Source organism: Cyclobacterium sp. 1_MG-2023, assembly GCF_030546805.1.
In the GTDB taxonomy this organism is placed as follows: domain Bacteria; phylum Bacteroidota; class Bacteroidia; order Cytophagales; family Cyclobacteriaceae; genus Cyclobacterium.
The window spans coordinates 460,880-481,703 of record NZ_JAUOPC010000002.1; the positions used below are offsets into that span (position 1 = coordinate 460,880).

At 37.7% G+C, this 20,824-nt stretch carries 24 protein-coding genes and 1 other RNA gene; 8 read left to right on the forward strand and 17 right to left on the reverse strand.

Annotation, left to right across the window (positions count from 1 at the left end; genetic code table 11):
* Positions 1-75: 75 nt before the first annotated feature.
* From Q4534_RS04220 to Q4534_RS04230, 3 genes are all read right to left on the reverse strand, one after another.
* On the reverse strand, positions 76-222 hold the full coding sequence (locus Q4534_RS04220) for a hypothetical protein (protein ID WP_303611921.1): 147 nt from the start codon (positions 220-222) through the stop codon (positions 76-78).
* A gap of 290 nt (positions 223-512) precedes the next feature.
* Positions 513-686 carry a hypothetical protein gene (locus Q4534_RS04225; protein WP_303611922.1) on the reverse strand — a complete coding sequence of 58 codons (174 nt, stop codon included), beginning with the start codon at positions 684-686 and terminating at the stop codon, positions 513-515.
* A 176-nt stretch (positions 687-862) separates the two neighbouring features.
* On the reverse strand, positions 863-1,243 hold the full coding sequence (locus tag Q4534_RS04230) for a response regulator (RefSeq protein WP_303611923.1): 381 nt from the start codon (positions 1,241-1,243) through the stop codon (positions 863-865).
* A gap of 521 nt (positions 1,244-1,764) precedes the next feature.
* Between Q4534_RS04230 and Q4534_RS04235 the strand changes: the two genes are divergently transcribed.
* A complete protein-coding gene (locus Q4534_RS04235; RefSeq protein WP_303611924.1) occupies positions 1,765-2,247 on the forward strand; it encodes a dCMP deaminase family protein in 483 nt (160 codons plus the stop codon).
* On the opposite strand, the gene murB is transcribed toward Q4534_RS04235, so the two are convergent.
* Positions 2,244-3,284, reverse strand: coding sequence for a UDP-N-acetylmuramate dehydrogenase (gene murB / locus Q4534_RS04240; RefSeq protein ID WP_303611925.1), 1,041 nt, complete (start codon positions 3,282-3,284; stop codon positions 2,244-2,246). The two genes, Q4534_RS04235 and murB, sit on opposite strands and share 4 nt — an antisense overlap.
* Positions 3,285-3,441: 157 nt before the next feature.
* On the opposite strand from murB, the gene Q4534_RS04245 reads away from it, so the two are divergent.
* On the forward strand, positions 3,442-4,392 hold the full coding sequence (locus Q4534_RS04245; protein WP_303611926.1) for a succinylglutamate desuccinylase/aspartoacylase family protein: 951 nt from the start codon (positions 3,442-3,444) through the stop codon (positions 4,390-4,392).
* Positions 4,393-4,484: 92 nt separating this feature from the next.
* Here the strand turns inward: Q4534_RS04245 and Q4534_RS04250 are convergent, their stop codons facing one another.
* Positions 4,485-5,312, reverse strand: coding sequence for a hypothetical protein (locus Q4534_RS04250; protein ID WP_303611927.1), 828 nt, complete (start codon positions 5,310-5,312; stop codon positions 4,485-4,487).
* Between the two features lie 105 nt (positions 5,313-5,417).
* Here Q4534_RS04250 and Q4534_RS04255 point away from each other — a divergent pair, with 105 nt between their 5' ends.
* Positions 5,418-6,287 (forward strand): SDR family oxidoreductase, encoded by an 870-nt coding sequence (locus Q4534_RS04255; RefSeq protein ID WP_303611928.1) that lies wholly within the window; start codon positions 5,418-5,420, stop codon positions 6,285-6,287.
* Between the two features lie 204 nt (positions 6,288-6,491).
* Here Q4534_RS04255 and Q4534_RS04260 read toward each other — a convergent pair whose 3' ends face one another.
* From Q4534_RS04260 to ffs, 6 genes are all read right to left on the reverse strand, one after another.
* Positions 6,492-7,016: a hypothetical protein gene (locus tag Q4534_RS04260; RefSeq protein ID WP_303611929.1), complete on the reverse strand. Its 525-nt coding sequence runs from the start codon at positions 7,014-7,016 to the stop codon at positions 6,492-6,494.
* A 67-nt stretch (positions 7,017-7,083) separates the two neighbouring features.
* The gene (locus Q4534_RS04265) at positions 7,084-7,269 is read right to left on the reverse strand and encodes a CPXCG motif-containing cysteine-rich protein (RefSeq protein ID WP_303611930.1); all 186 of its coding nucleotides are present in this window, start codon (positions 7,267-7,269) and stop codon (positions 7,084-7,086) included.
* 306 nt (positions 7,270-7,575) lie between these two features.
* Complete coding sequence (locus tag Q4534_RS04270) at positions 7,576-8,289, reverse strand: cell division ATP-binding protein FtsE (protein ID WP_303611931.1); 714 nt, start codon at positions 8,287-8,289, stop codon at positions 7,576-7,578.
* Position 8,290: 1 nt separating this feature from the next.
* Positions 8,291-8,494 carry a fructose-6-phosphate aldolase gene (locus Q4534_RS04275; RefSeq protein WP_303611932.1) on the reverse strand — a complete coding sequence of 68 codons (204 nt, stop codon included), beginning with the start codon at positions 8,492-8,494 and terminating at the stop codon, positions 8,291-8,293.
* 83 nt (positions 8,495-8,577) lie between these two features.
* Complete coding sequence (gene fsa, locus Q4534_RS04280; protein ID WP_303611933.1) at positions 8,578-9,234, reverse strand: fructose-6-phosphate aldolase; 657 nt, start codon at positions 9,232-9,234, stop codon at positions 8,578-8,580.
* A gap of 84 nt (positions 9,235-9,318) precedes the next feature.
* Positions 9,319-9,409: signal recognition particle sRNA small type (gene ffs / locus Q4534_RS04285), an RNA gene on the reverse strand.
* 159 nt (positions 9,410-9,568) lie between these two features.
* Between ffs and Q4534_RS04290 the strand changes: the two genes are divergently transcribed.
* The 4 genes from Q4534_RS04290 (at position 9,569) to Q4534_RS04305 (ending at position 13,425) form a co-directional block, all read left to right on the forward strand.
* A complete protein-coding gene (locus tag Q4534_RS04290; protein ID WP_303611934.1) occupies positions 9,569-9,916 on the forward strand; it encodes a hypothetical protein in 348 nt (115 codons plus the stop codon).
* Positions 9,917-10,145: 229 nt separating this feature from the next.
* Positions 10,146-11,492: a Gfo/Idh/MocA family protein gene (locus Q4534_RS04295; RefSeq protein WP_303611935.1), complete on the forward strand. Its 1,347-nt coding sequence runs from the start codon at positions 10,146-10,148 to the stop codon at positions 11,490-11,492.
* Between the two features lie 25 nt (positions 11,493-11,517).
* Positions 11,518-12,120, forward strand: a complete 603-nt coding sequence (locus tag Q4534_RS04300; protein WP_407933568.1) for a DUF1080 domain-containing protein — start codon at positions 11,518-11,520, stop codon at positions 12,118-12,120.
* A gap of 165 nt (positions 12,121-12,285) precedes the next feature.
* Positions 12,286-13,425, forward strand: a complete 1,140-nt coding sequence (locus tag Q4534_RS04305) for a 1-acyl-sn-glycerol-3-phosphate acyltransferase (protein ID WP_303611937.1) — start codon at positions 12,286-12,288, stop codon at positions 13,423-13,425.
* A gap of 158 nt (positions 13,426-13,583) precedes the next feature.
* Here the strand turns inward: Q4534_RS04305 and Q4534_RS04310 are convergent, their stop codons facing one another.
* From Q4534_RS04310 to Q4534_RS04330, 5 genes are all read right to left on the reverse strand, one after another.
* Positions 13,584-14,327: a hypothetical protein gene (locus Q4534_RS04310; protein WP_303611938.1), complete on the reverse strand. Its 744-nt coding sequence runs from the start codon at positions 14,325-14,327 to the stop codon at positions 13,584-13,586.
* A gap of 168 nt (positions 14,328-14,495) precedes the next feature.
* On the reverse strand, positions 14,496-15,179 hold the full coding sequence (locus tag Q4534_RS04315) for a phosphonatase-like hydrolase (RefSeq protein WP_303611939.1): 684 nt from the start codon (positions 15,177-15,179) through the stop codon (positions 14,496-14,498).
* Positions 15,180-15,181: 2 nt separating this feature from the next.
* Positions 15,182-16,333 carry a TIGR03364 family FAD-dependent oxidoreductase gene (locus tag Q4534_RS04320; protein ID WP_303611940.1) on the reverse strand — a complete coding sequence of 384 codons (1,152 nt, stop codon included), beginning with the start codon at positions 16,331-16,333 and terminating at the stop codon, positions 15,182-15,184.
* A 68-nt stretch (positions 16,334-16,401) separates the two neighbouring features.
* The gene (locus Q4534_RS04325; protein ID WP_303611941.1) at positions 16,402-17,475 is read right to left on the reverse strand and encodes a zinc-binding dehydrogenase; all 1,074 of its coding nucleotides are present in this window, start codon (positions 17,473-17,475) and stop codon (positions 16,402-16,404) included.
* A 12-nt stretch (positions 17,476-17,487) separates the two neighbouring features.
* Entirely contained in the window at positions 17,488-18,072 is a 585-nt protein-coding gene (locus Q4534_RS04330; protein WP_303611942.1) for a helix-turn-helix domain-containing protein, read from the reverse strand.
* 220 nt (positions 18,073-18,292) lie between these two features.
* On the opposite strand from Q4534_RS04330, the gene Q4534_RS04335 reads away from it, so the two are divergent.
* Positions 18,293-19,561, forward strand: coding sequence for a DUF5690 family protein (locus Q4534_RS04335; RefSeq protein ID WP_303611943.1), 1,269 nt, complete (start codon positions 18,293-18,295; stop codon positions 19,559-19,561).
* A gap of 255 nt (positions 19,562-19,816) precedes the next feature.
* Here Q4534_RS04335 and Q4534_RS04340 read toward each other — a convergent pair whose 3' ends face one another.
* Positions 19,817-20,740 carry an alkaline phosphatase family protein gene (locus Q4534_RS04340; protein ID WP_303611944.1) on the reverse strand — a complete coding sequence of 308 codons (924 nt, stop codon included), beginning with the start codon at positions 20,738-20,740 and terminating at the stop codon, positions 19,817-19,819.
* Positions 20,741-20,824: the final 84 nt, after the last annotated feature.

Here is a 20,824-nt window from a genome sequence, read left to right on the forward strand (position 1 = left end):
ATATCAAGATGGAACTTGTCCTGATTATAAAGTAAAGTGATAAAAAAAGCCGGTTAGTTCTAACCGGCTTTTTTTTTAGTCTTCTTTGCTCTCTTTTTTAAATACAGTGCTTCTAAAGTCAACGGCAGTAATCCCTGCTCCTAAACCAACTAAAATGGAAACAATTAACCAGAAAGTCTGTGCTCCTGATGCTATAGGGGCGCTAAATATATCTAATAACATGATAATGTGGTTTTAAATGTCAAATTTGCCTGCAATTTAGCACTCTAAGGGAGGATAACAAAGCATATTTTTAAAAAGGATCAATTAAGTCTGTGGTAGAACATGTAGCTAGCTACTTTAATGAACGGCCTGTTAAAGCAATAGCTAATTGTGGTTGGTTTTTTATTTGAGTATAAGTAACCCTTATGACATGTTATGTGAGGAATTGATCCTCGCAATTGCTTCACTTTTACCTTTGAAATTTGCTCATATAGAATGGGGTAAATAAGATGAGCAATCGTTGGGTTTAATTAGTCAAAATCGTCATCCTCATCAAATGCATCATCAATTATTTCATCAAGGTCAAAGTCATCTAGATCCAATTCAAAATCGTCTTCATCATCATCTAGATAGGCATTGTCTTCTAAATCGTGATATTTTTGCTTGAACTCATCTCCGAGTGTTTCTTCAAAATCCCCAATCATTTACTGTTAGTTTAAATTTTCCCTATAAACACTTGCTAGTTACTAAAAATTGGGGATTCATACTTCCGGATAGGCTAAACTTAACATTATCAAATGGTTAAATTTTAATGTACTCCTTTTATTGGTAAGGGTATTATAAAGAGGCGGTGAAATAAAAAAGTATTTCTTTCTGATGTCTAATTGCTTTTATTATTTCCTTTTCGGCTAAAAATTAACTTGATGTATTGTTTGATTAATGGCTTGGTTAAATAGTTCTTTACCTTTTCGTATTTTCCGGCTTTGGTGATATCTGTCTCATCAATGGAACTACTTAAGATATATATTTCCGGATCTTTTTTTGTTGGATGAAATTTTTCTAAAAAATCCCAACCATTCATCTCCGGCATGTTGATATCAAGGAATAAATAATCAGGGCGTATTTTATAAATGTCTTTTAGTGCAGCAGAAGCACTACTAAAAGAAAATACTTTGAAAGGCTCCAAAACATTTCTTGAAATCAGCTTCTCAGTTACGAAAATGCTGATAGGATCATCATCTATTAATACAATTTTAATCATTTAATTACAAAAAACACGTGTTAAAAAGCATTTAAAGTGTTATAAAAATAGTAAAAATAATCTCATTATTAGATCTTTTACTCATTTTTTTACCCAACAATTAGCAATTTTTTTTTAAAAAATTGAAATATGTCCATTTCTGGCGTTTCAAGGAGGTTTTTTTATAGTAATTAAATTTAGGATGAATGGTTTTTACAGGTTATGAAAGGGTTTTATTTGAGATATTGAGTCAGTTATTATCTTAATGTTTCGGTAAAATATGGGTTTATAAAAATTTTTATAAAAGTCTTAGGAGTGACTTTATAAGTGGAATTATATAATTTTTAAGGGTGTAATACTTGTAACGCTCAGGTTTCATAGGGAGTCTTTGTGTTCATTTATTTCATGACATTAAGGAGTAAGTAACGCTGATGTTTTATTTTTAGGCTGTGATAAGACTGATTTTCACGTATATTTGGCATCCAATCCCCTAAGAGAGAGCTTTAGGAGTAATTTTGGAATATGCATTTATTGATTAAGAAATGAACAAACCTGATTTTGATGATATTTTTATGGAGTTAGCGGTAAATTTAGCGCAACGCTCCCATTGTATTAAAAAACATGTAGGTGCTGTATTAACAAAAGATACTAGAATTATCTCAATCGGTTATAATGGTCCACCTCCCGGTACACACAATTGTGATGAAGAATTCCCGGAGAAAGGATGCAGGAGAGATAGTAAAGGTAGCTGTTCTCTAGCCTTACACGCAGAGCAAAATGCCATATTGTATGCCGTTAAAAACAAAGCCTCAGTGGAGGGTTCTACCTTGTTTGTAACTTTAGCTCCCTGTTTGCCTTGTGCAAGGATTATTTATTCTATGGGCATTTCCAAAGTTATCTATTTAAATTCTTATGCTGAGTATAAGGGGATAGGTGTAGATGAAGGACTTGAGTTTTTGAAGAAATTTGGGGTTACCGTCGCTAAATATGGTAAGGTGATCAAAAATCAAGATGTTTTGATTTAGGGATAAATCAAGCTTTTGTCATTGATCAGGTTAACTTCCCTTTCCAAGGAAATGCCAAATTTCTTTTGAACATCCAACTGGATTTCCCTACTTAATTCAAGGATTTCATTTCCATTACCCCCTCCATAATTTACCAAAACCAATGGTTGTTTGTCGTGAACACCCACTTTTCCTAACTTTTTGCCTTTCCATCCTGCACTTTCTATCAGGTAAGCAGCGGGAATCTTTATATGGGAAGGACCATTGGAGTAGCCGGGTAAAGTCGGGTACGCTATTTTTAATTTATTATAAACTTCGACCGGAACCACCGGGTTCTTAAAAAAGCTTCCGGCATTTCCTACTCTTTTTGGATCCGGAAGTTTAGATTGACGAATGCTAATTACTGCATCACTAATGTTTTTAGCCGTCGGCTTGGCTTGGTTCATTTTTGCCAAAATCTTTTGAATATCTCCATAACCTATATTGGGTACATGAGAGGTAGAAAGGTTGAAATTAACTTTATAGATAATGTATTTGCCCTTAAGCCCTTTTTTAAAAACACTTTCTCTATATCCGAAATTTACATCTCTTGGTAAAAATGTATGGGAAAGTCCTGAACTTATTTCTATGGCCTCCAAACTATGAAACACAGCTTTAATCTCCACTCCATAGGCACCAATGTTTTGCATAGGAGCAGCACCTACAGTACCAGGTATTAAAGACAGATTCTCTATGCCCGTTAAATTATTCTCAAGACTGTATAGAACAAAATCATGCCACATTTCACCTGCTCCTGCTGCTAAAATGACCTTATCTTTGTCTTGGCTAATTTGTTCTATCCCTCTAATATTAATCTTCAATACCAGGGCATCCAAGTCCGAGGTAAACAGCACATTGCTGCCTCCTCCCAAAATAAGAACGGGTTTTTTGGCGTTTTTGGCAAATGTCAAAGCTTCAATTATGTTTTCTTTGCTAATTACCTCAGCAAAGAATTTAGCCTTAACAGCTATTCCAAACGTATTATAATCCTTTAATGAAATATTTTCCTGTATCTTCATTGTAATAATTAAATCACGAATTAAAAGATAATTTGCTCAAATTGGAAAGATTATATGGATTATGCACTTTATAATTTAATGGTAAGGTAATGGTTAAGGAATAGGTTTAGTGGGTTATCTGCTGAAAATCAGGTATTGAGTGAGATAAATTTTTATTATGAAAGAAATGGTTATCAACGGCATTAGGGTCAGGCCCGGTCAATCTTTAAATATTGAAATTGCAATTGCAAGATTACCCACCCATACACTGATTGATTTGCCGGTGTTTATAAGAAGTTCAAGTACACCGGGGCCAACTGTACTCATATGTGGAGGGGTGCATGGAGATGAAATCAATGGTATTGTTACGGTGAAAAGGATGTTAGAGGAAAATATTTTTCAGCCTATAAAAGGTACTCTAATATTTATCCCTTTGGTGAATGTCTATGGTTTTTTAAGTAATTCTCGAACTTTTCCAGATGGGAGAGATTTGAATAGAAGTTTTCCCGGAAACAATAAAGGCTCTTTGGCATCCCAAATTGCTCAAATTCTTACCAATGAGATAATACCTCAGATTGATTATGGAATAGATTTTCATACCGGTGGGAGAATGTTATCCAATTACCCTCAAATCAGAGTAGATTTTAGAGATCAAAAAGGTTTGGAACTTGCCGAAGCCTTTGGTGCCAATTTTACAGTTAATTCGATGCATATAGATAAGTCTTTTCGAAAGGAAGCGTTTAAAAACAACAAGCATATATTGGTTTTTGAAGGAGGAGAATCGATGAGGTTAGATGATCAGGTTATTCAGGAAGGCGTTGCGGGAACTGGTAGATTGTTAAAATATCTTGGAATGATTAACGGTGATTATCCATTGACAAAAACCCATAAAATTGAAGAGAGTCGTTGGGTTCGTGCAAAGGTTTCAGGCATCTTTAATCCTTCTGTCTCCTTAGGGGATGAAGTAAAAAAAGGACAGATGCTTGCCAAAATTTCTGATCCTTATGGGCAGGTAAAAGTACCTATAAAAGCTTCTGCTTCTGGTTTTGTAATTGGAATCAACAATTTGCCGGTGGTGAACGCCGGAGATGCCCTTGTACATATAGGCAAATCTCAAGTTAAAGTGTGAAGAGGTACAATTGAAAACCTGATGCGTATAGAATGTTCCGATATTTAGTTCAATAACTTGTGGAGAGCATTAGCCAATAAAGGCGGCAATTGCTAGGGTTGCTTGACCATCGTTACGCCTTCATCTAGTTTTATTGTGGTGGTTGTTTCACAGCCCTCAGTGTTGGAATAAGTCAATTGATGGGTGACTTGTGAATTCTCACTACGTTTAATGGTCCAGTTTTCTTCACCTGACACAGTATAAAAGTCCACTTGTGTGAGGCAGGTTTGGCTAATAACCTTGGGTTTCAATATGACGGCCTCTATCTGGTTTCCTCCCCAGTTTCGTCCTGTCAAGGCTCCACTACTTTTTATTTCCGTAAGTACATTGTTCTGGATTTTCCCTGCATGTTCTAAGTTCAATGCTAAACTTGTGCTGGATTCATTTTCGTCTTTTAAGAGTAGGCTGTCAGAAGATTCTTGGAGTACTAGCTCGGAAGTTGTTTTATTTGTTACCTGAAATAACCGGTAGCCTTCGATTGTGTTGCTGCTCGTCTGGTATCCATCATAAGTGATTTTTATGGTCGTATTGACATTGTTGTTGACCGAGCTATATTGGAACTGCAGCTTCCCCTGTCTGTCAGTAGACCCGTCTTCACAGCTGGGATTGTCGTAATCAATGGTTACAGAATACTGTTCATTGTCAATACTAATTGTAGGGCAGCCCGGTAAGCTATCCGTAAATTCAGTGTTGGAGTATACTGCAAAATCATAAAATGACAAGTAAATATGCTCATCTAAGATTTTTGAAACCCAATAGGCCTCCTCACCTTCAAAAGATTGGTCTATTTGTAAATCCTTATTGATATCAAGGTTGCAAGAGAGAAGAAAAATTAAAAAAACCAGTGGGATACATCGCTTCATTTTGTGGGCTATTTTCATTGTCCCGTTAAATTAATCAAAGTTCAATAAACTTTCATCCAAACATTTCATTCCTTTTTAAATTATGTACTTTAAGGTATATTTAGGTAACCAGAAATCGAAATTATGAAATATCAGGAAGGTATGCTCGTTCAAAATGCTTTAAAAGATCAAGTAATAATGATTTCCGGAGGTGGGACAGGATTAGGGGCTGCAATGGGACGTTATTTTTTATCCCTTGGCGCTAAATTGGTGATTTGTAGCAGAAATATTGAGGTATTGAAACAGGCTGCCAAGGAATTGGAGATGGAAAGTGGAGGGGAGGTTTTACCGCTAGCATGTGACTTGAGAGATTATGAGCAAGTTGCCGAAATGTATTCACAAGCATTGGCTCACTATGGTAAAGTGGATGCAGTAGTCAATAATGCAGCCGCAAATTTCATCAGTCCAACGGACAGGTTGTCACCCAATGCTTTTCACACCATTGTGGATATTGTCTTGAAAGGAACAGCGAACTTAACCCTAGTCGCAGGGAAAAAATGGATAAAGGAAAAGACTGCCGGAACCTTCTTAAATATTGTTACTACTTATGCATTTACCGGGTCTGCTTATGTGGTACCAAGTGCTTCAGCAAAAGCCGGGGTCTTGGCCATGACGCGTTCTTTAGCGGTTGAATGGGCCCCTCACAATATCCGTTCAAATGCCATTGCACCGGGGCCATTCCCCACCTCAGGTGCTTGGGAGCGTCTACTTCCCGGTGAACTGGCAAAAAAGTTTGATCCTGCGCTGAAAAATCCTCTCGGTAGGGTGGGAGACCATCAAGAGTTGGCCAACCTTGCCGCCTACCTTGTGTCCCCATTTTCAGCCTATATCAATGGGGAAATAATAACCATTGATGGAGGCGAATGGCTTCAAGGAGCAGGGCAATTTAACGGGTTGAACGCCATTAAGCCTGAATGGTGGGATGCCATGGAAGCGCAGAGAAAGAAAAAATAGAAATTTGCTTGTACAGGAATACCCGTATCGCAATATACCCAACGCTTTTTCCTATTAAGCCTAAAAATTCTTACCATCCATTCCGCCTTATTTTTGCCTAGGATCTGAAATAGCATTCGTAATGGATGCTTTAAATAAAAAGAAATAAGATTGTTTAGGTTTCCTAGTACAACGTGAAATTTAGTTTAAACAGATTTTTTATTGTTAGTGGCGATCTTCCTTATACACAGGCGCTTTTTTATAGGGTAATGCTAATTTAAAATCCCAATTGGGGAGAATTTTGCTAATGTTCTGCTCGTTGATTGAAGTGGTTTCAATAAAATACCAATTGTCCCTACCTTCTGTGCCTACAGCTATCAGGTTACTCTCAGCGGTAATTGTCCCTCCAGGTACTTTGGTTGTGGTGGTAACAGGGATTATGGCATGTACTTCAGTGGTGTTGGTGCTATACTGGATGAGTTCACCAAATGTCAATTTTATGAGCCTTTGCCCTTTATCTATTTTGGTTTCTTGAATTTGCTTGAGGATTGTTTTCATGGCCTCTCGGCCCCCTGCTTTTTCTATTAGCACCGGATAAGTGAAATCCAGTAATATTTCATAATCACCGTGAATTTGGGCATAAGCGTAAATTTGACCGGCTGTTTTAATTTCTTCTATTATCTGTGCTTCAGCCGTTAAGGTAAATTGACAAGCAGATAAAAAAAGAAAGCATAAAAAAATTCTTATCATAACCATTTTAATTTGATAGCTAAAATAGGCTTTAGTCAAGAAAATTCAAGTTAAAAACAAGAAAAGTTTATTGCTCAATATTATCAGCATCGAAAGTATGTAATTCGCCTTCTATAAATTGGTAGCTTATCTGAATAGGGTTACAGCAAACCTCACAATCTTCAATATAACTTTGTTCGGGTATACTCGGATCCAAAAGCATTGAGATTTCGGCGAGACAATAAGGGCATTGGAAGAAATGTTCTAATTCCATGTTATTTTTATTGGTCTAGCTTATTATATCGAATATTAGCGGGCAAAGTTTTGTTTCGGTCAGGTTATCTATTGTGGGGGTAAAGTGTGGCAGTAATGCAGTAGCTTATGTTTGGCAATTTTTTAGGTGCCATTTACGCTTTGCTCAAATTCCAGTTTTGAGCCGGATAATGAACAGATTATAGGTAGATTGGTAAGGTTTGATTGGTTTTAAGCAGGGTTATTCAGAAGCAATGTCAAAAATAACAATGAGCCTTTAAAGGCAGGAAAAATAAAAGTGGAACAATTGAGAATTATAGCTGTTTTATTACAAGCCACTACCGGACAAGGAAATGGGGGCGTTTTTGCTGTCGAGAACCTCTGCGTTTTCACATTTCAATATTCGGTAAGGGTATTTTTTTAAAAGTTCATAATTATGAGTAGCCATTAAAATAGCTGTTCCCCGCTTATTAATTTCTTGAAAAAGTTTGAAAATACCATCTGAAACATCCGGATCGAGATTTCCGGTTGGCTCATCGGCCAAAAGTATTGATGGTTCATTGAGTAAGGCCCTTGCGATCACGACTCTTTGTTGTTCGCCTCCTGAAAGCTGATGGGGCATTTTGGTTGCTGCACCTCCCAGACCTACTCCCATTAAAACCTCAATCATTCGGTTTTTCATTTTGAGTTTGTCTTTCCAACCGGTAGCACGGAGTACGAAATAGAGGTTCTCGGCTACTGTTCTGTCCGGGAATAATTGGAAATCCTGAAATACTATGCCTAATTTTCTTCGAAGGAATGGGATTTCCTTCTTTTTGATTTCCTGAATAGGGTAACCGGCAACAGAAGCTTCACCCATAATCAATGGTAAATCTGCATATAGGGTTTTAAGTAAAGAACTCTTTCCACTACCTGTACGTCCTATCAGGAATACAAATTCGCCCTTTTCAATGCTGAAGTTTACACTTTTTAATATGGTATTGATGCCTTGAAAAATACAAGCGTTTTCTACCTTAACTACTGGCTCATTTGAAAAAACCATATCAGAGATCTAATTTTTTTAGTTTGCCGAAAGGAAGTTCTTTGATAAGCTTTCCAAGCTCTTCCTCTTTACCTCCAAGTCCAAATTTTTCAATTTTTTTTAAGGGTCTGTCCGCTCTGAAGTAGGCCACAAGAACAAAGTTTTCATCCCTGATCTGTATATAATCAGGGATTTTTGCTTTCCCTTTCACTTTGATAATGTACATATCCGGTTCGTTTTTAATTGTAACCTTAAAGCTTGGCAATGGTTTTCAAAAAGGAGCAGGTTACTTACCTGCTCCATAGAAAATTATTTGTTGGCCTTGGCGTGATCAGCTAGAAATTGAGCCAAGCCTTTGTCTGTAAGTGGGTGGTTCAATAAGCCTGTAATTACTTTTAACGGGCAGGTAACCACGTCAGCTCCAAGTTCCGCACATTTCACCAAGTGCATGGTGTGACGTACAGAGGCAGCCAAAACTTCAGTTTCATAACCATAATTTTGATAAATGTGCACAATCTGGGCAATTAAATCCAGGCCATCAAAAGAGATGTCGTCTAATCTACCAATAAATGGAGAAAGGTAGGATGCTCCTGCTTTGGCAGCAAGAATGGCTTGGCCCGCAGAAAATACCAATGTGCAGTTGGTTCTGATCCCTTCACTTGAAAAATATTTGATGGCTTTTATGCCATCTTTGATCATGGGAACCTTTACAACAATTTTGTCATCGATTTTGGCAAGTTCCTTTCCTTCTTTAATGATTCCTTCAAAATCTGTGGAGATTACTTCAGCACTTACGTTTGCATCCACTATATCGCAAATAGCTTTGTAATGGTTGATGACATTTTCGTCACCACTGATGCCTTCCTTGGCCATTAAAGATGGATTTGTGGTAACGCCATCCAATACGCCTAGGTCATAGGCTTCTTTTATTTCATTAAGATTCGCAGTATCAATAAAGAATTTCATGCTTGTTTTTAGGTTTGTTGATTTGTACCGGTAAATTTAAACCAAAATTAACAAAAAGAAGGGGCTTGTGTAGGAAAAGGACAAAAAAATAAGCGGCATCGCACCGCTACGACCGCCTACCCTTGCTTCCTTCCGGACCTGGGGGATTCAGCGGGAGCTGGTCGTGCCGCTTGGAACAAAGGTAACTATTTTCGGTTCACTCACAAAATAATTTTTCAAGCTTTGCCTAAACCCTTTATAATCAAAGAAAAAAATTTTGGCAATATTATTGATGACTATAGCCTAGAAATTACCATATATTTTCGGTGCTTTGTAAGCATAACATTTATTAGCTATGAAAAAAACAATTAGTATTTTGAGTTTGGTCTTTATTATGAGTTCCTGTGCACTTTTGCAACCTAGAGTACCCTATCAATTAGGAATGTCTGAAAGCAAGTTCTTGAGGCAGAACAAAGATGCTGTAATCAGTCAAATAAGTGAGGGCAAAAAAGTGTATCGGGTCAATAATGGAGATAGATTCTATTTATTGGTCACTTTTGAAAATGATGAATTGACAAATTTAGAGGAATTAGAATTGACGCCACAATGGCCTGGACAAAGATATATGGATGAAAACAATCCAAACTACAATAATTCTAATAATCCGAACTACCAGCCTCAACAGAACAATCCAAACAGATAGTCCCGGCTGACCAAAGCTATAGTAATTATAAAGTACAAGTAACTTTATGTGGCTTGTGCAAGCATGAAAAAAGGCCATCTTTTTATAAGATGGCCTTTTTTTTGATTTTAGAGAGGGTTCAAATTTAGAATTAAACAAAAAAATGTATTAAGTTTATCCCATTACTTAAAAATATGAATTAATAATTCCTTATATTTATTCCTTATTTAGGAGATTAATACACTAACACATGAACAATAAAAGGCGTACATTTTTAAAGAAAATGAGTATGGCTGGAGCGGCTTCAGCTATTGTACCTGTAGCTTTGGCCAATGCAGATCAAAAAGCAGTGGTCAAATTAAAAAGAAATTCTGAAGTTGCTGCAGAGCAGGAATTAAAGATTGCGCTTATCGGCGCAGGAATTATGGGGTCCCAGGACATGAACACGGCGCTCAAGCATGATAATGTAAGCATCGTTGCTGTTTGTGATTTGTATGATGGTAGATTAGATGATGCGAAAGAAAAATGGGGGCAACATTTATTTTTAACAAAAGATTATAAAGAAATTCTCAAAAGAAAGGACATTGATGCAGTCCTGATAGGAACTCCTGATCATTGGCACAAGCAAATCAGTATTGATGCCATGAAAGCAGGAAAGCACGTTTATTGCGAAAAACCTATGGTGCATAGTGTGGATGAAGGAAAGGATGTGATTGATGCATGGAAAAAATCCGGAAAGATAATGATGGTAGGAAGTCAAGGTATATCTAGCCTTGGCAACGAGAAAGCCAAAGAACTTTTGGAAGAAGGTGTGATTGGAGACATTAATTATGCAGAAGGATTTTGGGCAAGACATTCTCCTCCTGGAGCTTGGCAGTACAATGTACCGGCAGATGGAACGCCTGAAACTGTGGATTGGGAAAGGTATATCTCCAATACTACTGAGAGGCCTTTTGATCCGCTGAGATTTTTCAGGTGGAGAAATTATTTGGATTATGGTACAGGGATGTCCGGAGATCTTTTTGTACATTTATTTACCAGTTTACATTTTATCACCAATTCCTTAGGGCCTAATAAGGTTTCTGCCATGGGTGGATTGAGGTATTGGAAAGATGGTAGAGAGGTTCCTGATGTTTTGTTGGGGATGTTTCAATATCCGGACAGTGAGCAACACCCGGGTTTTAATTTGTCTTTGCGTTGTAATTTTGTGGATGGAACCAGTGGTTCTACCTATTTGAAAATTGTTGGTAGCAAAGGTTCAATGGATGTAAAATGGGACGAGGTGGTTGTGAAAACAAACAAGCAGACTTCCAGTGATGATCCGTTCTTAGAAGCCCAGGCAAAAATGAGAGGAGAGGTTTCAGACCGAAAGAAAATTTTACCTCCCAATGAAGTGGTTTATAAAGTAGAGCCGGGTTATAAAGGCGCACATTATGATCATTTCGGTAATTTCTTCAGGGCGATTAGAGAAAACGGGCAAGTTGAAGAAAACCCTGTATTTGCTTTTCGTGCAGCTGCACCGGCTTTATTGTGTAATGACAGTTATTTTCAGGATGAATTTATCAAATGGGATCCTGTAAATATGAAATTAGTATAATTAAATCTAATATTTAAAAGTAATGATGAAATCACTAATTAAAACTAGCGCCATGATGTTGGCTGCAGTCCTTGTAATGTCATGCGCATCTAATGGCACAGACTTGTTTAATGGTAAAGACCTCAGTGGTTGGACCGTTTATGGTACCGAAAAATGGTATGTAGAAGATGGGATTTTGGTCTCTGAAAGTGGTCCTGATGGTGAGTATGGTTATTTAGGTACTGAAAAAAACTATAAAAACTTTGAATTGACCGCTAAATTCAAGCAAGACGAAGATGGCAACAGTGGTATTTTCTTTCGTTCAACTTTCGAAGGAACTAAAGTTTCAGGTTGGCAGGTAGAAGTTGCCCCTCCGGGAAATGATACCGGTGGAGTTTACGAATCCTATGGCCGTGGATGGTTGATCAAACCTGATCCGGAAAAAGATAAAAACTTGAAATTCGGTGAGTGGAATGACATTAAAATACGTGTAGTTGATGATCACGTAACCACTTGGTTAAATGGTGTTGAAATGATTGATTATACAGATGAGAAAATTGGAGAAGGCGAAGGTCAGCTAGCCCTTCAAATCCATAGCGGTGGAGGCCTCAAAATTTCATGGAAAGACATTAAAGTTAAAGAATTGTAAGATAAGGCTTGTTAAAATAAGCCGTTTTACAATTTTTGTTTGAATAAATTCACTATAAAAAAGCCCCTTTTATGGGGCTTTTTTATGTTCAATTACTATTGTTTGATAAAAGGAACTATCCTTTGAGGCATTTTTAGTAATTTGCGCCCTAGAAAATAATATTATATGTCCAAATTTGATCCGATAAGACCTTTTTATGATAATGAAGTCAATCAGGCATTGAAAGAATATGGCCAGCATCCCATGATGAAGGCCATACTTAATTTCACTTTTCCTGACAGATCAGAGGCAGAATGGGCCGAAATGTTATCCGATATCCACTCAATCAGAGACTTTCAAACCAAGATTATATACGATGCTGTACTCAAAGTATTAAAAATTAGTTCTGATGGGCTGTCTACTTCGGGCTTCGAAAACTTAGACCCTAATACTGCCTATTTATTTATATCTAACCATAGAGACATTATCCTTGATACCTCTTTGCTGAATGCCACCTTGTTTGAACATGGCTTGGTGATGACAACCTCGGCAATAGGGGATAACCTTGTAAAGAAACCTTTCCTAAAGGCCTTGTCAAGGATTACCCGTAATTTTGTTGTTTTTAGAGGACTTAGCCCTAAGGCCATGTTCGAAAATTCTAAATTGAATTCTGAATACATCAAAGAAGCATTGTTCCAAGAGAATCGTTCCGTATGGATTGCTCAAAGGGAGGGACGTACCAAGGATGGTATGGATTTGACTCAGAAAGGCATGCTGAAGATGCTCACCATGGCAAGTGGTAACACACCATTAAAAGACTATTTTCAGCAATTGAAAATTGTTCCTGTCTCCATTTCCTATGAAAATGACCCTACCGATGTGCTTAAAATGCCTGAATTAATGGCCAAAGCCCGGGAAGAGATATATGTAAAACAAAAAAATGAAGATTTTAGAACCCTAGTAAGTGGAATCATGGGGCAAAAGAAACGCATTCATATTTCTGTAGGCAAAGTTATGGATGAAGAGATTGCTGAAGTATTTGGTACTGAAGGTCCTTTAAACAAGCAACTGCAAGTGCTTGCAGAAGAATTGGATCGGATAATTGTTCATAATTATCAGCTTTGGCCTTCCAATTATATTGCCTTAGATTTGATGCACAATACCAATAAATACGAAGCTCATTATTCCAAGGAGGAAAAAGAAGCCTTTGAGGAAAGAATGGCCAATGGTATAGATATGAACAATGAGGTAGCTGTACATAATTTTTTAGCAATGTATGCCAATCCCGTTACGCATAAACAAAAAATTACCGAGCCAACAACTTGATTGAGGGTTTAGAGAAATAAAAACCACCTATGATAGATTTTCATAGGTGGTTTTTTTGTTTTTCCAACTGCGGCGTAGCTTAGAGATCCTAGAAGTATTCAATTTCGCTATTGACTTTGAAATTAAGGAAAATCAGACTTTTTACAGGTTTTAGCTCTTTAGTAAGTTTCAAAGTGGTCGATGATAATGTTTTTAAGCATTCCTTCTTCGAAATTCAGTTTGATAACATCCATTTTATCATCAGCTAAAGTATAGCCAAAATACCATTGAGGAGATTTGGACATTTGGGAGTCATAGGGTTTCGACAAATCTTTGGTTAATAAATTGATCGCCTCAAATTTCTTTTTGTATTTGTCGTTTTGGCTTATCGTTTTCAGCTTGTCAAATAAGGTAGCCACTTCATCACCTTTCCGAATAGCAGATTGTGATAAATCTGTTGGCCATTTCTCTAATTCTTCCCCGTTTCCTAAGAAAATGGTGGCAATACGGTCCTCGGAAATCCCCAATTGAACACCTGTTGATGTACCTTTTTCTTCATCCATAAAGATATAATGGTAAAGTGGAAGCTTGTCCTCCAGCTCTGTTATATCTGAATATATATTTGCCACTATATTTATATAATCCAACCCTATATTTTCTTTTAATTGGTTGACTGAAGCATAGGTGGTTTCAGCATTTGCACCTATGCTGAATTGCTTATAGTCTCCTGAAGAGATGGTATCTGTGCCAATTAAAGAACTATAAGGGGGTTCAATAATAATTTCCGGTTCAGTTTCGCTGGTATTCAAACAGCCAAACAAAAGAAAGGGGCTTAGCAATAAGGCCCAAAGGCCGGAAGGATTCCCGACCCATTTAACGGGCCAAATTTTACTGTAGTGATTCGTTTTGGTAGATTTTTTCATGGTTCAGCACTTTTAGTTGTTTTTAGGAATGCATTCATATAATATTGCATGCCTAGGTTTTAGTACAATTACAATAATTGTAGCATAAGCAGTACGAAATAAATAGGGAATCTGTCCTGGTATTGTTAAAATTATTTATTTCTAACAAGGCTTGAAACCATGTCCAAATTAAGCCTTCAAAACTTCAGGAAGAGTTGCCAGACTTGGTAAAATATAATCCGGTGCTGCCGTTTTTAGTTGATCTTCGTTTTGCGCCCCTGTCAATACGCCAATTGTTAAGCCACATTTAGCATTTTTTCCCTCTTCTATATCAATGGTGGAATCACCGGCTTTAAGCACTTCCTGGGACTCCGTAATGTTACATAAATCCATGGCTTTGTATATCATATCCGGTTGGGGACGGCCATTTGAGACATCGTCAGCAGTTACCAATCCATCGATATCCTTACCTGTTTCCCAGCCTAGTTTCAGTAATAAAGATATGGCTGTTTTCCTATCATAACCGGTATTTAATACCACAAATACGCCCTTATTCCTAAGGTTTTCCATCATTTCCTTTACACCCGGAAAAGTTTTAACCTTGAGTTGCTCGTAAGTGAGTTTCAGCGTAGGCTTAAAGTTAGCAAAGGCCTCATCAGCAATGGTGGCTATGTCAGTGGCGTTGGTGCAGGCTTTTAGTACATCTGTAATTGCCTGGTGTTTTTCTTTTCCTGCGCCATGGGCTAAAACCTCTTCCAAACTAACGTTAAAGCCTTTGTCATTGATTACTTTTTGGACGGTTTTGTAAACTACATTGTCCTCATCCACAGTAGTTCCTGCCATGTCCAGTACTACTAGTTTAATGTTTTTCATTGTTATAGATTAAATAGTTTAAATATATTTTCTTTGGCGAATGCAGGACTACCTGTCATTCCTTTACCACCAATGCCGGTGACAATATGAATATGGTTATCAATGGTTTCTTCAAACAATTCACCATTTTTGCACTGAGAATACATTCCATACCAGCGGTAGGCTATTTCATAGCTTGGGAGCTCGACAATTTGTCCGGCCATTTTCAACATTAATTCATCAATCTCCATCTTTAGGTCAAAGCCCAGGCTGTCTCTATTTTCTACAGAAGCATATTCATGAGAGTCCCCAAGAATTACAGAACCGTCCATGGCCTGCTTGAATAAAATATGAATGCCCCATTTTTTTTCAGGCCTGTCTTTTTTTTCTTTATCCTTAATGGTCTTGTATGAGGGGCATTCCTGAAAGGCCTCATACCTGCGAATAGAAGTCCCGGTCAGTATAGATCCGGGAAGTTGAAAAGATTTAGGCTGGACTATGGTTTGCATCATCTGCAATTTAGAAATTTCCATATTGCTTCCAGCAAAAATTGTAGGATACAAGGTTTTAAATTCACTACCATTGCAAATAATGACCTTTGAAGACTCAAGCTTTTGGCCACAGGCTGTCGTTGTTTTCACCACCGAACCGGTATTTTCACAGGAAAGAACTGAAGTAAAAGGTTTATAAGTCAAGTCCATTTCCTGAACCATAGCCTGCAATAGACGATTGATCATTAGCCTTGGCTCCACAGTAAGTTCTTGTGGAAAATACAAACCGCCTTTGATATAGTCAGGCCTTAATCCGGGGTATTTTTTAAGGCAATTTTCCTTCGAAATCAAGGTGGAAGTATAGTCTTTGTTAGAATTAATCCCCCTCAATTCTTCTAACAACTGCAATTCTTCGGGATCCGAAGCCAGGTAAACGGTGCCTTGATTCCTGAGACTTAGGTCTACACCTGCATGTATTTCTTTGTAAATCTCCAGACTTTCTCTTCCATAGGCCTGCCACTTTTCATTCATTCCGGAAGGTACTACCTGCCCAAAATTACGAACCGTGGCACCTTGAGGAGCCTTGTCTTTTTCAATCAAGGCTACCTTTAATCCGTTTTTTAGGGCATGATAGGCATGGAAGCCTCCCAAAACCCCACCTCCAACTACGATTAGATCAAACATGAGTGTTTTCTGAATATGATGTCAATAATATTAAGTTTAACTTGGTTGTGCAATTCCTCAAACTATGCTTAAGGAAGGATGCCTATTCTGTAATACCCTCCATTTTGGGCCGTAGCAAAAGCTTCGTCCAAATCCTGAAGATTAAATGTTTTACCCACAAGGCTTTCAAAAGGATACTTAAGATGAGCTTTTTTTATGAAATTTATGGCAGTGGCCAGGTCTCCTGGAATGTAATTGTGGAGCCCTTTGATAGAAAGCAGATTTCTTACCAAATACTCTCCATTGATGGAGAGGTCTCGCTGGGGAAAGACTGAACCTACCAAAACTAGTGTTCCACCAATCGCCAGAAGTTTTAAACAATGCTCAATTGCTTCCGGATTACCGGATGTTTCAATAATTATATCTATTCCTCCATCCGGATCAGTGGCAGAATGAATCTCACTTTCACCATAGATAAAGGCTTTTTTTGCTCCAAATTTTAAGGAATAGGAAGCCTTTTTAGGGTCGATATCCTGACTCCAAACATTTTCTGCACCTTCTTCTTTGGCCATAGCACAGGCCGAAAGCCCAAGCATACCCACTCCATTTACCAAAATATTTTTGTTTTTCAATTCTCCTGCCAATCTTAAAGCACCTGCGATGGTGGCATGTGTGCAATTCAATGGAGCGGCTTCTAAATTGCTCAGGTTTTTAGGGAGCTTAAATAGGGTTGTGTTTTTTCTCAGATGGCAATGGCTTGCAAAACCACCATTGAGCTGGTATGCATCATTCATTTGCTCATGGCCATATTTATATAGTGCTTTGGATTTTTGAGGATATCCTTTTTTGGCATTTATTGAGTTGGGGTCATGGGCGTAGATGGTCCAAGTGATTCTGTCTCCAATATTGAGCTGATTTCCATAATAGTCAAACATGTCCTCGGTTGACATTTTTTCAATAATACCTATAATTTCGTGTCCCAAAACACTATGACTGCAAGATTGCCTTCTTCCGTAAAATGTATGTAAATCACTGGTGCAGATAGTTGAAAAATTGATTTTAACCAATAATTCCCCTTCTGCCAAAGAAGGGAATCCAATTGAGCGTGTAGTAAAAGGGGACTCGGGTTCCATAAAAACCTTTGCAATAGCTTCTTTTTCCATACAGTAGGTAGATTATCTGATTTCTATAAAGTAAATGACCAAAAGTTGGGCATCTGTATTGTTAGGGTTTTTCGGTAGGTGTGGAATGTTTCCATTGAATAATAAGGAATCCCCTTCTTCTAAATCAAAAACCTTGTCTCCCAACTCATAGATGAGGCTTCCACTGATTACATACAGGTATTGAATACCATCTGTGGTTACCGGTTCTCTTTTGGAGTTCCTAGAGATGGTTAGCAAGGAGATTTCCATCGAAGAACGTTCAATTTTATGATTGAGAATCAATTGGTAGTCAAATCCTATGGCTTCCTCCTCTTTTTTTACTGAGCGGTATTCACTTTTTCTTTTTAAAAAGTATCCTGGAAATTCTTTTTCTGTTTGAAGGTCTGCAAAAAACACATTCAAATCCACATTGAGGGTACTGAGTACCTGAATCAAGGAGGGTAAGGTAGGGAATACCCTACCGTTTTCGATTTTTGAGAGCATGGCAATGCTAATTCCCGATTTATCCGCAAGGTCCCCTAGCTTCAGATGTTGTGATTTTCTGATGTCTTTTATTTTGGAGCCAATCCAAGTGGTGAGGTAAGCTGAATTATCCATTCAATTTTAATTTAATCGCTTTATTAATGCGTTTTTCTAGGCTTATATTAAAAATTAAAGTTCTGTAAATTTTCCTTATAAGAAAAATTAATTTCACTTAATGAAAAATTATTGTTTTGTTAACACTTGAATTTAGTTTCGATTTCAGATTTGGCCCTACTTTTACAAGCGATAAAATATTTATAAAGCATTTCAATAATAGAAACAATCTTCAATTTTTATGGGCAAACTCAATAAAGTTTCAATTTCCAAGACGGATGTTTTATTGGTTTGCACAGCTTTTATGGCATATACAGGAATGTATGCAGTCAGAAAATCATTTTTAGCTGGTCAGTTTGAGGGGGTGGAAGCGGTATCCGGGTTCCATTTTAAAACCTTGTTGATCATTGGTCAGGTAATGGGGTATATGCTTTCCAAGTTTATTGGTATTCGACTAGTTCCAGAAATCCCGCCCTATAAACGTTTTGGCGCAATTGTAGGACTAGTTGGGTTTGGCTTGTTAATGCTTTTGGCTTTTGCCTACGTTCCGATTCCCTTCAAACCGGTAACCATGTTCTTAAATGGTTTGCCTTTGGGGATGATTTTTGGTTTGGTATTGGTGTATTTAGAAGGTAGGAAAAATTCAGAGTTGTTGGCAGCAGGTTTAAGTGCGACATTTATTTTTTCGACAGGGCTGGTTAAATCAACAGGTATATGGTTGATGAATAATTTTCAAATAGGTGAATGGATGATGCCTTTTGTCACCGGAGTAGTTTTTTTTCCGATGCTCCTTATTGCTGCTTACGGCTTAAGTAAAAGCAAGCCTCCCACAGTAACGGATAAGGAGCTTCGAACGGAGCGGGTCCCAATGGATAAGAAAGCGCGTTTGGATTTTATGAAGAAACATGGTGCCGTGTTTTTTGTTCTAGTACTAGTGTATGTGTTGTTGACTGTAGTAAGAGATTTTAGAGATAATTTTATCGTGGAATTTTGGGCTTCTTTTAATATGTCCCAACAGCCTGAGTTGATAACTTTGACCGAGCTTCCTATAGCAATATTGGTTTTGCTGATAAGCGCTTTAGGTATATTGGTGATTGATAACAAAAAGGCTTTGCTATTAGGTATTTTGGCAACGATCATCAGTGCGATTCTAATGATTGTTGTAACTTTCCTTTTTAAACAAGGTGAAATTGGCCCTGTAATCTGGATGATAGGTTCGGGTTTTAGTGTATACCTGCCTTACATCCTTTTCCACTGCCTATTGTTCGAAAGATTGCTGGCCTTTTTGAAATACAAGGGAACGGTAGGCTTCTTATTTTATGTAGCAGATGCGCTGGGGTATTTGGCCAGCGTAGGGATATTGATTTATAAAGAGTTTTTTTACACCCAATCCTCTTGGGTTGAATTTTTCACTTGGTTAAACTTTGGATGTGGGGCCCTAATTGTGTTCTTGGTATTTGTATTGTTATGGAATATCAAAGAAGTTTCACCCAAACTCCAATTTAAATAGTAGGGCTATAATTGTTCTCAATGTGCTGATTGCATCTCCCACTAGAAAATTTAGGGGTTATTTTCAGGGGCTATTGACGGTGAAAAAGGGATGAATTAGTTGCCCTCTCCTTATAACTTGAAATAGGTAATAGGGCTACTATTACCTGTCCTATTGCCTAACCCATGTTTAGATATAAATTTTCATAAGGCCTAGCTTTGATTTCTTTCCGGAGCCATGTAAACCAAAATTTAGCTTATAGGGTATCAAATTTCATCATTCATTGCCACTAAATATTCCTGAGGGAACATTCGCAATCCAGGATTCAGGTGTGTCCGCGATCCCAAATAATTTGGCCACTACAGCGGAGGTGTTGGCATTTGAATTGGGAGATTTCAATTCAACAGCTTTATTAATTTCGGGGCCTTTGATCATCCAAGGAACGATCATTTCCTGAACTGACGTACCTCCATGGCTTTTACCAATACCGCCATGGTCTGTGAAGAGTAAAAAGTTGCTGTCTTCGTATAAGCCTTCTTTTTTTAGCTGATTTACAAATTCCCCAATTTTCACATCGATTTCTTCTATGGCTGTAATAAATTCAGGAGACATCCACTCGTGTCCATGACCGGCATGGTCTACATGCACAGAATAAAGAAAAATCAAGGTCGGTACATCTTGGTTGCTGACAAGAAAATCCAATGCTGCTTGGTAATTTTGATCGTAGCGATCGTCTTCTTCAAACCTATATTCATCGAGGTATTTTTTATTGAAAGGTTTGATAAGGCTTTTCCAATTAAAATAGAATGCCGTCTTTATGTTGGGAACATTGTCTTTTACAATTTTAAATACAGAAGGGTAGTAACCATCCTCATCCATTTCTTGGGGAGCAATGGTATGGTCTTCCTTTTCCCAGTCATTACCAAAAACACCATGTTGCTCCGGTCCACCACCTGTTAGGTGACTGGTCCAGTTGGGCATGGTAACAGATGGCATTACTGTTCTGGTCTCGGTAGAAATCACACCATCGGCAAATAAAGCATCAATATTTGGCGTCTTTGCTTTTTGGTAACCTTCCAGAGAAAAGCCGTCAATACCCAACATAATTACTCGTTTTGCCACAGGGGCTTTTTCATTACATCCTATGGTAAACAGGAATGAAAATAGGAGAAGGGAAAGGGCTGATTTTGCTTTTACCATGGTTGGGAAATATTTTTTTAAAGATTTGTTTTTAAAAGAGGGGATTCGACAGATAAATATATAAAAAACCAATGAGCCGAAGCC